A 13,727-nucleotide genomic window follows, 5' to 3' on the forward strand; every position below is an offset into this window, starting at 1 on the left:
CATTAAATGTTCAGGACAGTGATGCCGTAAGCTGGCTGATATCTTCAAAAGCCTCAACCTCATAGCGTACTTCCCCTGCGTAAAACGCCGTAAGCTCAGCCGCTTGCTCGGAGGTCTCAGTCAGCAGCGGATGCCGGGTTGTATGTAGAAGATCCTCAACATCCGACACGTATTCCTTGAACATCAATGGATTGGTCAGCCTGTAATACTTGCCGTCGCTCGCATGCAGGACAGGTACCGGACTCACCTCGCCCAGCGCATTCAGCTTGCCGTATTTCTGCCGGGCGGCTGCATATTCCAAATCGTCAGCTTTGAAAATTACCAGCTCGCAAGGCTTGGAAAGCGCATTGTTGTAGCGGATCTTCTCGTCGAGCGCGTCCAGAAGCGCCCGCAGGTTCCAGGTATGCTTACCCGTCCTGATGCGTTCCCGCACCGACTGCCGGATCAGGTAGGTCAGTGCCTGGGTTACGTTCAGGCCAATTTCGGCCATTTGCTTGAATATGAAAGAAGTAGGCGACATTCCCGGGATGGTATTGGGGTCGTGCAGTACAATGCGCCCATCGGGGGTCAGAAAGCCGTCGATGCGTGCACACACATTGATCCCCAGTTCCTGAAATACCTGCGCGATTACTTCCCGGATCTTCTGATTATTATCCAGTGAGGTTTCCACGGGGATGCGTTTACGGCTTGCTCCGGGTTTGTATTTGGTATTAAAATCAAAAACCTGAACGGTCTTGATGACTTCGCTTGGCGGCAGGGCCAGAGGCTTTCCATTACTGAACTGAATGCACCCGCACGAAAACTCCTGCCCTTCAATATACTCTTCAACCAAAACCTGGTCCTCGGCATTGGCGCTGCTGATGACGGCCACATCGTCGCCGAGCGTAAAATAGGCGTCCAGCTCTGCAATCAGGTCGGTAGGATGGTAAATGGTTTTTCCGCCGAAGACAACCGGAAAACCAATCCCTTCGTCCAGATTTGCCATTTTCTGCGCCCAGCCTTGTTTTTGCGAAAATTCGAGACTCTTCCAGGTGGTACTTTCGAGTTCCACCTGAAAAAAGCATTGGTTTACGGCATTGATGAATTCACTCAGGGAATCATCCTTCACGATTGCCACTCCAATAGAGGAACCCTGGTGAGGCGCCTTGATCACGAGCGGCAGCCCGAGGTGTTTTTTCAAAACATGAAACACGATATCGTACTCGCCAAGCAGCCACTGCTCATAGGTAAGTGTCCAGCTTTTCTTTTGCTGGTGATTGACGAGCGCAATCATTTCATTTTGCAGCACTTTATCGATTCCTATGGCTGAGCCCATGATGCCCGGGCCGCTGTACGGAATCTTGTACCATTCCAGCAAACCCTGGATAGCGCCATCCTCACAGTCGGGACCATGCATGGCCAGAAAAACAAAATCAAAATGCTTGCTGAACTCCGCAGGCTGAAGCAATGTACCGATTTCCGGAAGAGGCGACTGAAAAGCCATCTCGGGAAAAGACTCTATATAGGTCTTGAAATTACCTTTCTGAAAAGCTTTGGGAGGGAAAAAGTCCCTGATTTCACTGCTGTACATCAGCTCTTTTTCCAGCAGCATAAACCTGCCGAAGCTATCGACAAACACAGGAACAGGCACGAACAGGGATTGATCCAGATACTCGAAGGCCGTTTTTCCTCCGGCAAAAGAAATTTCCCTTTCACGGGAAGGCCCTCCAAAAAAAATACCGATACGCATAGTTGAAAACCCGGCTGATAACGTCGCAATATAAGTTCCTAATCGGGATGAATCAACGTAAAGGAAAAATGAGCCGGCCGATTTCAAAAAAAGAAAGCAGCTCTCCTTGCGGAAAACTGCTTTATCATTGAAATGTTATAACTGCTGAGCTTGCTGCGATCAGGCGAGCTCGGCTACGTTTACGGCAACTACCTTACTTACCTGCGGAACTGCCTTGCGGATCGACTCTTCAAGGCCTGCGCGGAACGTCATAGCGCTCATCGGACAGCTCTGGCACGAACCCTGCAATTCCAGCTTGACGATCAGGTCGTCGGTCAGCTCCACCAATCTTACATCCCCACCGTCAGCATGCAGATACGGACGCACGGATTGGAGCGCCTGCTCTATAAATTCTATTGTTTTTTCTTTTGAATCCATTATAAAAATAGTCTGTCTGCTAAGATGCACCTTAAAATTCAAAAAAGCAACTCATCTGTTGTGCTACACCTGTATCTCAACGGGCTGTGTTTTCTCCCTGGTAGCATTGCGGATCGCCACCTGCTGGGCAAGCGACTCTGCCGCATCGCGAAAAGCATCATTGACGATCGGATTAGCATCCATAAATGCCGGCCGGCCTTCGTCTCCGGCTTCACGAATACCTTGTACAAGGGGAATCTGACCAAGCAGCGGCACTTCAAACTTGTCGGCCAGCGCTTGTCCGCCTCCTTTACCAAACAGAAAATACTGGTGATCCGGGAGCTCTTCGGGTGTAAACCAAGCCATATTCTCCACTACGCCCAGGATCGGAACATTGATCTGGGGCTGCCTGAACATGGACAAGCCTTTGATGGCATCGGCCAGGGCTACCTTCTGCGGCGTCGTAACGATCACGGCACCCGTCACAGGGACCGTTTGCACGAGGGTTAAATGGATGTCGCTGGTGCCGGGAGGCAGGTCAATCAGCAGGTAATCGAGCTCGCCCCAGTCCGTATCGCCAAAAAACTGCCTTAATGCCTGGCTGGCCATCGGTCCGCGCCACACAATTGCACTGTCCGGCGGTGTGAGGAAGCCAATCGAAATCATTTTGATCCCATACTGACGGATCGGGTTAATCATGTTTTTACCCTCATGCGGGGTAATGGTAGGCTGCATGTTTTCGGCCCCGAACATTACGGGAATGGAAGGCCCCGAAATATCTGCATCAATAATACCGACTTTGGCGCCAGAGCGATGCAGTGCCATGGCCAGGTTGGCTGTTACGGTAGACTTCCCTACCCCACCCTTCCCGGAGGAAATTGCAATGACATTCTTAACGCCCGGAATCAGCGGCCCGCTAACCCTGGTGGACGTAACATTCGCAGTCATCTTAATAATTACCTCCACTTCCGGACTGAGATGCTCATGAATGGCTGCTTCGCAGTTTCTCCTGATGAGCTCCTTGAGCGGGCATGCAGGGGTTGTCAGTACTACTGTAAACCGCACCTGATTCACCCCGATCTCAATGTCCTGGATCATATTGAGGGAAACCAGGTCCTTTTTCAGGTCAGGCTCTTCTACGGTACTGAGTGCCTGTAAAACTTTCTCTTTATTAATTGTAAACTCTCCCATTATTCGTTCCGGCACCTCCACGCAAAACCCGGCCGTGCCTTTTTCGCCATGTACTTACTTAATATCTATCCTCCATGCAACACCAAAAGCTGACAATGAGTTTGTCAGTTGGCATGAAAATCCCGTATCCTTTTCTCGGTTTGCGCGATTTCGGTTCCCACGTCGAAAGTACCGGCCAGTCTCCTGAGCTTCTGCAGAATGGCATTCAGCAATTTCAGCTGGCCGGCAGTTTGTCCGTGCTGGTTGCGGTGATTCATCATATGCAGGACGGCATCCCATTCTTTCATGGATTCTTTTGAACCTGTATCTATATAGGCATTGGAAAAAACATTGAAAATAACGTCCTCTGCTACCTTGCTGGGGTGGATGAGGTCATCACTGTAAAACCGGTAATCGCGCAGCTCGTCCATCATGATCTCATAAGATGGGAAGTATTCTACGTGCTTGTACTTTTCGGTCAGCCGGTGGCAGGCAAGCCGCAACATGGCCTTACTTACCTGGTTGAGCGGCAACGTATCACGCGTATGACGCACGGGACTCACGGTGACGATAATCCTGAGCCTGCGGTTCCACGTTTGCAGCTTCTGAATAACCTGTTCCAGTGCGCTCCCGATCTGGTCCGAATGCAGGAGTTCTTTCAGGAAAAGGTCAGACGGCATTTTGTGGCAATTCCCGATAATGGAATTGGTTTGCTTGTGACGGTAGGCATAGGCGGTGCCGAGGGTGATGACAAGCAGACGAGCATTTTTGAGGAAGGTACGCGCGTGGTCGATGCGGTCCGAAATGTCGTTCAGCAACTCGTCCCGGTCTGTACTCCACAGCGACGAATGGAAATCGTGGTGCAGCCAGATATCATCCGGATTTTGCACAAATAATGCTGGATTCGGCTGCCTGTCTTCCAGGATTGCATTCAGGACTTTGGTTATTGTAAGCGGATTAAATATGGTACCAAATGGATTATTCAAAACTGAAAACTTGTATTGTTCAAGCTGACTTCCAAGTACTTCTGCAAAGCAGGAGCCGATGGTCATGATACCTGTGGTATGATCAATCTTCCATTCCGGTGCGGGAACGGCTACCTCGGTGGTTAACTTCACTTGCTTCATTCACTTCAAAGATGGGGAGTTGCGAAATTAGCAGGATTTCCCGGGACGAGCACGCAAGTACCTTTTTGCAAAAATAAAAATTACTATGTTTGACAGCCTTTGTCCACACACACTTTCCGAATCCGATGAATGAAAATTCCTACCCTTTTGCGCTCTCGCACCACGAGTTTCGGTACGAATTTGTAAGTACCAGTCAGGAAAAGGAGGTGAGAAAAGTAGTGCTGATAACCCAGACTGAAAACCCCGGTATTTTCAACCTCGCATTGCTGGACCTGCTTGAAAACGGAATGCTGAGTGACCTTTCCCAGCCCGACAATAAGGATTTCAGAAAGGCACTTGCAACTGTTTACCGCATCATGCTTGACTTTACTAATAAAAACCGGGGCGCAATCCTTGCGTTTCAGGGCAGCGACCTACGCAGGCATCGGCTATACCAGATTGTATTAAATAGAGAATTGTTTAACTTGTCTCAAAGCTGGCGTGTTTATGGAGGTATTAATAAGAAAGTTTACCTGTTTGAGCCAGATATTGACTACACAATCTTTTTTATGCAAAGGCAATGAAGACTAAAACACCATCCCCGCCTCCCAAGCCTCATACGGGCCAACAGATTGTACAGAAAAAACTGGACAATGTGAATAGCTTTCTGCGAACTGCTGATCTGTCGGAAATGAAGTCTTTTTGCGAGAAAGCACATGAAGAGAAACAACATTAATGCTCCTTTAACGGTCCTGTTAATGCTGTATACAACCTTTTCGGGTTGTTCGCAGCCAGCCACGGTGCCCGCTTCCAGGCCTAAATACACCTTCGGTGTCAATCCTGTCTGGCACGATGAGTTTGAACATGCCGGTAAGCCTGATTCCAGTAAATGGAGCTTTGTGATGGGTGACCACGGCTGGGGCAACAACGAGCTTCAGAATTACACGGACCATCTTGAAAATGCCCGGGTAGAAAATGGCAGTCTGAATATCACTGCCATCAAAGAAAAATCAGGGAAGCTGGAATACAGCTCTGCCAGACTGATTTCCAAAGGAAAAGGAGACTTCACTTACGGCAAATTTGAGATCCGGGCCAAGTTGCCAGCAGGCAGGGGTACCTGGCCTGCCATATGGCTGCTCGCCAGCAGCAATGATTACGGAAACAAAGGCTGGCCCGATAATGGCGAGATCGACATTATGGAGCATGTAGGTTTTGACCAGAACCGCATTCACGGCAACATTCATACAAAAGCATTCAACCACAGCATTAAAACCAACAAAGGCAACAACATTGCAGCTGCCGGTGTTTCCGATGACTTTCATATTTATTCCTGTGAATGGACACCCGAGTCCGTGACCATGCTCATGGATGGAAAAGCCTATTTTACGTTCCGGAAGGAGGCAGGATACAGCTGGCCGGAGTGGCCTTTTAACAAACCTTTTCACCTGATCCTCAATGTAGCCGTAGGTGGTAACTGGGGCGGGCAAAAGGGTGTTGATGACAGCATTTTCCCACAAAAAATGGAGGTGGACTACGTTCGCGTGTATCCTTTGGAGCAACATTAGTGACTTTGAAAATCCAGTGCACGGGAGTATCTTGCATCATGGATCATTTTGTTGTTTCGGCCAGGAAGTACCGCCCTGTTACCTTTGACTCGGTGGTAGGGCAATCACACATTACTACCACCCTAAAAAACGCAATACGTACCAACCACCTGGCCCAGGCTTTTCTTTTTTGCGGGCCCAGGGGTGTCGGCAAAACGACCTGTGCAAGGATTCTCGCCAAAACGATCAACTGCCAGAATCTCGGCGACGACGTGGAGGCCTGCGGCGAATGCGAATCATGCGTGAGTTTCCAAAACAACGCTTCTTTCAATATCCATGAACTGGATGCGGCTTCCAATAACTCCGTGGAAGATATCCGCAATCTGATTGATCAGGTGCGGTACCCGCCTCAAACCGGCAAATACAAGATCTACATCATTGACGAGGTACACATGCTCTCGCAGGCTGCCTTCAATGCTTTTCTTAAAACGCTGGAAGAACCGCCGGGTTATGCGATTTTCATCCTTGCTACTACTGAAAAGCACAAGATCCTGCCGACTATTCTTTCACGCTGCCAGATCTTTGATTTTAACCGCATACAGGCCAAAGATATTTCGCATCACCTAGCTGATATCGCCCAAAAGGAAGACATTGATGCAGAAAAAGAAGCATTGGACCTGATCGGCCAGAAGGCTGACGGGGGGCTTCGCGATGCATTGTCGATGTTTGATCTCAATGTAACTTTTTCTACAGACAACCGCCTTACCTACCAGGCGGTGCTCGACAACCTGCATATCCTGGATTATGATTATTATTTCAAAATCACGGATGCGCTTACGGCCGGCAGTATTTCACGGGCACTCATTATTTTCGACGAGATATTAAGAAAAGGCTTTGACGGACACTTGTTTGTAGTAGGCCTGCTCGAACATTTCAGGAACCTGCTTGTCTGCAAGGATCCTGCTACGGTCTCGCTTTTACAGGTTTCGGAATCTGCCGAGCGGAAGTATCTCGACCAGTCGGCCGCAGCCAACATGAGCTTTCTGCTCTCGGCACTGAGCATTACGGGACAATGCGATATTCAATACAAAGCCGCCAAGAACCAGCGGCTGCATGTGGAGCTTTGCCTGATGAAGCTTGCCAGTCTGCCCGATTTACTTCAACTTGATTCACTTACAGCCGTTGATGAAACGGCAAAAAAAAAAGTTGAGCCCGATCAGCCTCTGAATACCGCACCTGCAGCAGAGTCCCGGGTTAATGAGAAAGCGGAGCAGGTACAACCGCAGCAAGCGGCTCCTTCCCGCCTGAAAAATACGGTTTCGCTATCCTTATCACCACCGCCAGCTGCTCCCCAAAGTCAGCCTGCTGCCGTAAAAAACGGGAATAGCAGTGAGTTTGAAAAAGGAGTAAGAAAGGAAGAACTGACATTTGAAAACTTGCAGCGCGCCTGGTTTGACTTTGCCGAGCAGCGACGGGCAGCCGGAAACTCAACAACTGAAGAAATTGCATTGCGCCGTGAGTTTAAGCTCGAAGGTACTCAGATCGAAATTGCGCTGGACAATGATCCCCAGCTCGATGCGATCCAGCATGTGCGGTATGACCTGCTGAGCTACCTCAAAAGCCGCATCAATGTGCCCCGGCTTGATATTACTGCCCGGGTTGCACCGCAGGAAGTCAACCGCCTGCCCTACACGCCGGCTGAAAAGTTCAACTATATGGCTGAAAAAAACCCGTTTCTGCTGGAATTAAAACAGGCGCTTGGCCTGGATGTCGACTTTTAGGTTTTTGACCGGAAGTACCGGTGCAGGTGCATTACCTGCGGAATAAGCGCAGTGACGTCATCGTTTTTTATGATAAAATCGGCCATATTTCTTCTTTGATCGTCAGAAACCTGTCGCCGGATAATGGCCCGGATCTCCTCTTCCGATCTGCGGTCGCGCATGAGAATACGACTGATGCGTAAATTTTCGGGCGCTTCCACTACAATTACATAATCCAGCGTATTGCCGTCACCGGCCTTATTCATGATCGCGGCTTCTTTGATCAGGTAAGGATAGGCTGCATTGGCACGTACCCACTGCGCCGTATCTTCCATGACGACGGGATGAATGATGCTGTTCAGCTTTTGAAGCAAAACTTCATCCTTAAAAACCTTTGAAGCAACATATGCTGTATCGTACCTGCCCGACATATCGTAAGCGGCTGTCCCGAGCAGCGCGGTCACCTGCTCACGGATACCCGGATGATGGTTGGTCAGCCACTTGGCGCGGGCATCGGCACCATAAACAGGAATATCCAGGCAGGAAAACAGCCGGCAAATGATACTCTTGCCCGAACCTATCCCTCCGGTAACTCCTATCTGCAACGGTTTTGACATAAGCCTGAAAAGCTACTGTGGTGGCTCGGTGAGGTATTGGGCTACTTCAAAGCTGATGTACACATCGCGGTGGCTCACTTCCACCAGCGGGGAAACTGGCAGTGGAATGGGCACACTTTCGTCGTAGTTGTTCTGGATCTTCGGAGTAGGTACGGCAATCCGGATCGTGTCCGGGTAATTGCGGATGAGGGACGCAGGGCCGTCCACCGAAATCAGCGAGGGGCTGACGTTGATAATGCTCGAAATTACATATCCATCCCGCACGTTGATGTTCGTACTGTCCACCCGGATCGGAATAATTTTCCGGATCTTCCGCTCAAAATTGAGTTCAAAGGTATCAGCCACCACATAGTTGACATGCAGGTTGGGAAAAAGCTCCGTAATCTGGTCGGTGAGTGTGGTGGAATTTATAAAGCTCGCCTCATTGGGATTAAGTACCTTGTATTTCACAGGGTTGGCATTGAAGCTGAGCCACGACTTTTGCAGCAGGTTCCAGCCATCGCCGGACACATTGACCGAGATGCGCTTTGGAAGCGGCTGCATCGGCACAAACGCGCTCTGGTCGTATTCGATTTCCAGCGGGTAGTTCAGCTTGATTGAATAATTGTCCTTATTCAGCACATTCATCAACCAAAAGAATGAGGCTGCGAGAAAGCACCCGATGAAAGTTTTGATTCTGCTTGGGTTTGGTGAAACGTTACTCACAATGCAATGAAAAATTAGGCTTGCCCGGGGCAAATTCAAACAAGTATTTTATGCAGCCAGAAAAGTAATATTTTTCTTTTACATCAAAACCTTTTGCAGTCACATATCACCCCGGCATACCGCCTAAGCTTGTGCCGCTGCCACAGTCCGGGAAATGGCCGATTTTTCGACGGTCAGCTTCACGCCTTTGTCCAGTTCGAGCGTTACCGTGCTTTCTTCAACCGTGTAAATGCGCGCATGAATGCCTCCGATGGTAACGACCTGATCGCCCTTTTTCAGATTCGTCAGCAGTTCTTTCTGCTCTTTCTGCTTTTTCTGCTGCGGGCGGATCATAAAAAAGTAAAATACACCGATGATCCCTACCCACATAACTACCTGGTAAATCATGGCTTGTGAACCGCCTGCTGCTGCTTGTGCTAGTATAAAGGATTTCATTGTTGCGTACGTTAATAATACTTGTTAAGGTAGGTTATTTTTTTGACTCTGTTTTGGCTGCCGCATTGACGATCCCTCGTAGCCGGAGTTCGGAATAAGCCGGTTCGGTATTGGCATACACCGTAATTGTTTTTACCTGAGGCCCTGATTTGTTCTTGCTGTCAAACCGGACTTTGATCGTTGAGGTCTGGTTTGGACCGATGGGTTCCTTCGGCCATTCCGGCGTGGTGCAGCCGCACGAAGATGTGATATTGCTCAGGATCAGCGGATACTCGCCATCATTCCGGAACCGGAAGTCGTGCTCCACTACCTTTCCCTCAGTAATGGTCCCAAAATCATAAGATGCACTATCAATCAAAGCAAAAACAGGCATTTTTGAATTTGCCTGTTTTCCTTCGTTCTTATTATCAACTTTTGAACAGCCCGCAAATGCCAGCGCTGCTGCGAGCATTACGAAAGCAGATCTTTTTTTCATTTTGTCCATCAATGGGCCTGACCTTTAATCTGGGCCATCAGGCGATCCACGTCTTCCAGCAGCTTTTCAGCCTTTTCGCGGGCATCGTTTACCACACGCTCTCCTTCTGTTTTTGTAAAATTATTAGGCTGGTCACGCTTGTCGATAAGATCCTGAACCACCTCGTCCAGCTTTTCGCGATACTTGGAAAGCCGGTATGTTAATTGCGTGCGCAGCACTTCTCCCTTATTCGGCGCATACAGTATTCCCAAAGCAGCACCTGTGGCACAGCCGGTTATAAATGCGATCAGATTTCTTCCTGACTTACTCATATTCTTTTTAAAAATTTTAGCTGTTGTACCTCCGTCTTATACCGCCAAGTTCTCAAAAACTATTCCATTGTAACGAACTAAGACCCGCTATTTATTATCAATCAGGCCCCGTCCGCTCTTCCGGATAATGCCTTCTGCTGCCAGTTTTACGGAGAGTACGTCCAGCACACCATTAATGAACTTACCACTTTTGGGGGTACTGTACCTTTTTGCAATTTCGATGAACTCGTTGATTGTCACCTTCACCGGAATACCCGGATAATGGATCAGCTCGGCAAGTGCGGTTCTCAGGATAATGGTGTCTACCAGTGCGACACGTTCCAGTTCCCAGTTTTTTAGCTGATCTTCCAGGTATTTGTCGTAACGGTCACTTTCTTCAACAACAATGCGGCAAAGGTCTTCCACAAACTCCCTGTCTTCTTCCCAATCCTTGGTAAATGGTGCAAGCTGGAAAGTATGGGGAAAATCGGCGGAACGGAGTGTTTTGATCGCCAGACTGCGGATCAACTCGTTATGGTCATCCCAGTAGAGGTCGCGCTGAGCAAAATAATCCAGCGGCACTTCATGTTTCAGTAAAACCTGCCTCAGGATATGCTGAATGATCGCCTGGTCTTCCTCGGTTGTATGTGACTTTGTTTTACAATACTTCTCATACTCTTCATCCTTCCGCAATGCCTCCCGGTAAATTTTACGTACGAGGTTCATTTCATTGTGCCAGGTTATTCCATTGCGGATGATCTCGTCCTGCAATGCACTGTCCGCTACAAGTACCTTGATCACACCGTTATCATTCAGTCCCGACTCCTTGGGAAAAGGTGCCTCGGGATCGTCGTACCGGCGTTCACGGTCAATGCGGGCCTGGTGGGCGAGCTCAATCAGCAGGGAAAGCACCCGGATAAACTCGGTGTAAATGGATTCGGTTTCGTTCAGTACCCTGCGGACCAGCTTTTCACCATCGATCTTGGTCTGACGGCTGTAAGCCTCGTACGCACTGCGTGCCACCTTCAAAACTTTGTCGGGAAGCTCTTGATCGTCAGCGGTTTTACCATCCCGGATGAGCTCGTCGAGTGCAATGTCGGCAAGGCGTTTCATGCCGGCAAGCTCCGGACGGTTTTGCGGTTCCATGGAGTTGAGGTCGGGCGCAAAGGCTTCTTCAATGTGGTCCAATGCAAGCAGACGATTGGCATCTGCTGTGAGTTGCCGGGCATACAGAGCCTGCACTGCCTTGGTCCTAAGTAATCTTCTATTCAGCATATGCCGGATACTTGTTTGTCAAAAAAGGTACAGTAAATCAAAGAACGACTTTGCATTTCAGGCAAGGCTACCGGTCCGTTGTACCCCGCATTTTTGTGTAAAAATAATTTCAAAATTAGGCTATTTTGTTCAGAAACTAAAAATTGAAAACACCGCCTTTCTATTTTGCAACGTTTTGAAGGCACGTGTTGTTGGTTAAAAATACGTCAGATTACAGCTTAACAAGTAAAGTCCTGTACCGGGTTGAAAGCATTAAAGTATTTAAATCAATACCTCTGGAAATATAAATGGTACCTTATTCTGGGTACTGTTTTTACCATCATTTCAAATCTTTTCGGGATCATACCGGCCCAGCTCGTACGGTATGCACTCGACCTGGTACTTGAAACCCTGGACGTATATTACCTCTTCAATGGTACAGGTCTTCAGACCGGCGTCTATGATATTTTTGCATTCAGCATCCTGCTCTATGGATTACTGATCCTGGTGATGGCTCTGCTGAAAGGAATTTTTCTGTTCCTGGTGCGGCAGACGATCATTGTGATGTCACGGCACATCGAGTTTGATCTGAAAAATGATATTTACAGCCACTACCAGACACTTCCCGCAAGCTTTTTCCGCCGCCATAATACGGGTGACCTCATGGCGCGCATTTCTGAGGATGTGAGTAATGTGCGCATCTATCTGGGTCCGGCGCTGATGTATGGCATGAACCTCATTGTGCTGTTTTTTCTGGTTATCTCTTATATGGTTTCCGTTAGTGCGAAGCTGACGTTTTATGTACTGCTGCCGCTGCCGGTGCTGTCGCTGAGCGTATACATTGTTAACAGCATGATCATGAAACGGTCGCAGGCCATTCAGAAGCAACTTTCCGGGCTGTCGACGTTTGTACAGGAAGCCTTTTCGGGCATCCGGGTGATCAAGTCATTTGTACAGGAAGACCATTCATTTTCCAATTTCAGGAAAGAAGCAGAAGACTTCAAGACCAAATCGCTGAACCTGACGATGGTGGATGCTTTTTTCTATCCCATTATCCTGCTTCTGATCGGGTTGAGCAACATTCTGATCATATATGTAGGAGGTCAGGAGATTATTGGCGGCAACCTTACAGCAGGAAACATTACCGAATTTATCCTGTACGTGAATATGCTTACCTGGCCGGTGATGGCGCTTGGCTGGACAACCAGCCAGATCCAGCGGGCAGCTTCCTCGCAGGGACGTATCAATGAGTTTTTAGATGAAAAAACTACGCTTGTTTCGGATAAAAACCTCATCCACAGCATTGCAGGCGGTATTACTTTCCAAAATGTAAACTTTGTGTACCCGGATTCGGGTATCCATGCTTTGCAGGACTTTAATCTGGATGTAAAATCAGGAGAATCCGTGGCCATTCTTGGCACAACCGGCTCCGGAAAAAGTACGCTGGCACACCTGCTTTGCCGCCTCTACGATCCTACCAGCGGCGAAATCCGCATTGACGGTATTCCGATGAAGGACTACGATGTGCATGCATTCCGGCGCCAAATCGGGTATGTACCCCAGGATGTTTTCCTTTTTTCTGATTCTATCCAAAACAACGTACGGTTCGGAACATTGAATATGCCTTTCGAGCGCGTGGAGCAGGCGGTCAAAGATGCTGATTTGTACAAAAACATCATGGACTTTCCGAGTGGTTTCGAGACCATGCTGGGCGAGCGTGGTATAACACTTTCAGGGGGACAAAAACAGCGTTTATCCATTGCACGCGCCATTGCACGTGATCCAAGGATACTCGTACTTGATGATTGCCTTTCGGCTGTGGATACCAATACCGAGAACATTATCCTGAACAACCTGAAACGCATTATGGAAAACCGGACTTCGGTGATCATATCGCACCGGGTATCATCTGCCAAGCTCGCCGACAGGATTGTGGTTCTGGACGAAGGCCGCATTGTAGAGCAGGGAACGCACGCCGAGCTCATGGCCCTCAATGCTACCTACAAAGAACTGTATGAAAAACAGCTGATTGCGGAGGAGGTTTAGGTGATTTTTACAAAAATTACCTAAATTGAATCGAACTTTAATTCACACACCATGTCCCAAACCGTCACCGTTGATGTACTCAATGAGCATGCTATGAGCCTGCTTATGGATTTGGAGCGTCAACAGCTAATCAGGGTTCACGAGTCAGAAAAACTTTCACTTTCCGGCACTCCCCATAGTTTCAGGGAAAAGTATAAAGG

The 13,727-nt window shown here is 48.6% G+C and carries 14 protein-coding genes; 4 read left to right on the forward strand and 10 right to left on the reverse strand.

The genetic code is table 11. The features are described from left to right. Window positions 1-10: 10 nt before the first annotated feature. The 4 genes from HWI92_RS13310 to HWI92_RS13325 all read right to left on the reverse strand — a co-directional run bounded on the left by HWI92_RS13310 (window position 11) and on the right by HWI92_RS13325 (window position 4,422). Window positions 11-1,729, reverse strand: a complete 1,719-nt coding sequence (locus HWI92_RS13310; protein WP_204655850.1) for a D-alanine--D-alanine ligase — start codon at window positions 1,727-1,729, stop codon at window positions 11-13. 159 nt (window positions 1,730-1,888) lie between these two features. Beyond that, complete coding sequence (locus HWI92_RS13315; protein ID WP_204655852.1) at window positions 1,889-2,146, reverse strand: NifU family protein; 258 nt, start codon at window positions 2,144-2,146, stop codon at window positions 1,889-1,891. A 63-nt stretch (window positions 2,147-2,209) separates the two neighbouring features. Then, window positions 2,210-3,316, reverse strand: a complete 1,107-nt coding sequence (locus HWI92_RS13320; RefSeq protein ID WP_204655854.1) for an Mrp/NBP35 family ATP-binding protein — start codon at window positions 3,314-3,316, stop codon at window positions 2,210-2,212. 104 nt (window positions 3,317-3,420) lie between these two features. Further along, window positions 3,421-4,422: a GSCFA domain-containing protein gene (locus HWI92_RS13325; RefSeq protein WP_204655856.1), complete on the reverse strand. Its 1,002-nt coding sequence runs from the start codon at window positions 4,420-4,422 to the stop codon at window positions 3,421-3,423. An 89-nt stretch (window positions 4,423-4,511) separates the two neighbouring features. Between HWI92_RS13325 and HWI92_RS13330 the strand changes: the two genes are divergently transcribed. From HWI92_RS13330 to HWI92_RS13340, 3 genes are all read left to right on the forward strand, one after another. After that, window positions 4,512-4,985, forward strand: coding sequence for a DUF6934 family protein (locus HWI92_RS13330; protein ID WP_204655858.1), 474 nt, complete (start codon window positions 4,512-4,514; stop codon window positions 4,983-4,985). Between the two features lie 174 nt (window positions 4,986-5,159). After that, window positions 5,160-5,966, forward strand: coding sequence for a glycoside hydrolase family 16 protein (locus HWI92_RS13335; protein ID WP_229247920.1), 807 nt, complete (start codon window positions 5,160-5,162; stop codon window positions 5,964-5,966). Window positions 5,967-6,004: 38 nt separating this feature from the next. Continuing rightward, window positions 6,005-7,726: a DNA polymerase III subunit gamma/tau gene (locus HWI92_RS13340; RefSeq protein WP_204655862.1), complete on the forward strand. Its 1,722-nt coding sequence runs from the start codon at window positions 6,005-6,007 to the stop codon at window positions 7,724-7,726. Here HWI92_RS13340 and coaE read toward each other — a convergent pair. From coaE to nusB, 6 genes are all read right to left on the reverse strand, one after another. Beyond that, window positions 7,723-8,322 (reverse strand): dephospho-CoA kinase, encoded by a 600-nt coding sequence (gene coaE, locus HWI92_RS13345; RefSeq protein ID WP_204655864.1) that lies wholly within the window; start codon window positions 8,320-8,322, stop codon window positions 7,723-7,725. The genes HWI92_RS13340 and coaE overlap by 4 nt on opposite strands. 12 nt (window positions 8,323-8,334) lie before the next feature. After that, complete coding sequence (locus HWI92_RS13350) at window positions 8,335-8,949, reverse strand: YbbR-like domain-containing protein (protein ID WP_204655866.1); 615 nt, start codon at window positions 8,947-8,949, stop codon at window positions 8,335-8,337. Between the two features lie 201 nt (window positions 8,950-9,150). Next, on the reverse strand, window positions 9,151-9,462 hold the full coding sequence (yajC, locus tag HWI92_RS13355) for a preprotein translocase subunit YajC (protein WP_204655868.1): 312 nt from the start codon (window positions 9,460-9,462) through the stop codon (window positions 9,151-9,153). Between the two features lie 34 nt (window positions 9,463-9,496). Further along, window positions 9,497-9,937 carry a DUF1573 domain-containing protein gene (locus HWI92_RS13360; RefSeq protein ID WP_204655869.1) on the reverse strand — a complete coding sequence of 147 codons (441 nt, stop codon included), beginning with the start codon at window positions 9,935-9,937 and terminating at the stop codon, window positions 9,497-9,499. Between the two features lie 8 nt (window positions 9,938-9,945). Further along, a complete protein-coding gene (locus tag HWI92_RS13365; protein WP_204655870.1) occupies window positions 9,946-10,248 on the reverse strand; it encodes a YtxH domain-containing protein in 303 nt (100 codons plus the stop codon). Between the two features lie 87 nt (window positions 10,249-10,335). Continuing rightward, on the reverse strand, window positions 10,336-11,502 hold the full coding sequence (gene nusB, locus HWI92_RS13370) for a transcription antitermination factor NusB (protein WP_204655872.1): 1,167 nt from the start codon (window positions 11,500-11,502) through the stop codon (window positions 10,336-10,338). Between the two features lie 243 nt (window positions 11,503-11,745). On the opposite strand from nusB, the gene HWI92_RS13375 reads away from it, so the two are divergent. Beyond that, on the forward strand, window positions 11,746-13,527 hold the full coding sequence (locus tag HWI92_RS13375; protein WP_204655874.1) for an ABC transporter ATP-binding protein: 1,782 nt from the start codon (window positions 11,746-11,748) through the stop codon (window positions 13,525-13,527). Window positions 13,528-13,727 lie beyond the last annotated feature (200 nt).

This window comes from Dyadobacter sandarakinus (assembly GCF_016894445.1).
Classification (GTDB): domain Bacteria; phylum Bacteroidota; class Bacteroidia; order Cytophagales; family Spirosomataceae; genus Dyadobacter; species Dyadobacter sandarakinus.

What these genes read in the sequence shown, in the direction of transcription:
- HWI92_RS13310 (WP_204655850.1), bottom strand. Translation starts at nt 1,729, where the DNA reads ATGCGTATCGGTATTTTTTTTGGAGGGCCTTCCCGTGAAAGGGAAATT.
- HWI92_RS13315 (WP_204655852.1), bottom strand. Translation starts at nt 2,146, where the DNA reads ATGGATTCAAAAGAAAAAACAATAGAATTTATAGAGCAGGCGCTCCAA.
- HWI92_RS13320 (WP_204655854.1), bottom strand. Translation starts at nt 3,316, where the DNA reads ATGGGAGAGTTTACAATTAATAAAGAGAAAGTTTTACAGGCACTCAGT.
- HWI92_RS13325 (WP_204655856.1), bottom strand. Translation starts at nt 4,422, where the DNA reads ATGAAGCAAGTGAAGTTAACCACCGAGGTAGCCGTTCCCGCACCGGAA.
- HWI92_RS13335 (WP_229247920.1), top strand. Translation starts at nt 5,160, where the DNA reads ATGCTGTATACAACCTTTTCGGGTTGTTCGCAGCCAGCCACGGTGCCC.
- HWI92_RS13340 (WP_204655862.1), top strand. Translation starts at nt 6,005, where the DNA reads ATGGATCATTTTGTTGTTTCGGCCAGGAAGTACCGCCCTGTTACCTTT.
- coaE (WP_204655864.1), bottom strand. Translation starts at nt 8,322, where the DNA reads ATGTCAAAACCGTTGCAGATAGGAGTTACCGGAGGGATAGGTTCGGGC.
- HWI92_RS13350 (WP_204655866.1), bottom strand. Translation starts at nt 8,949, where the DNA reads ATGAATGTGCTGAATAAGGACAATTATTCAATCAAGCTGAACTACCCG.
- yajC (WP_204655868.1), bottom strand. Translation starts at nt 9,462, where the DNA reads ATGAAATCCTTTATACTAGCACAAGCAGCAGCAGGCGGTTCACAAGCC.
- HWI92_RS13360 (WP_204655869.1), bottom strand. Translation starts at nt 9,937, where the DNA reads ATGAAAAAAAGATCTGCTTTCGTAATGCTCGCAGCAGCGCTGGCATTT.
- HWI92_RS13365 (WP_204655870.1), bottom strand. Translation starts at nt 10,248, where the DNA reads ATGAGTAAGTCAGGAAGAAATCTGATCGCATTTATAACCGGCTGTGCC.
- nusB (WP_204655872.1), bottom strand. Translation starts at nt 11,502, where the DNA reads ATGCTGAATAGAAGATTACTTAGGACCAAGGCAGTGCAGGCTCTGTAT.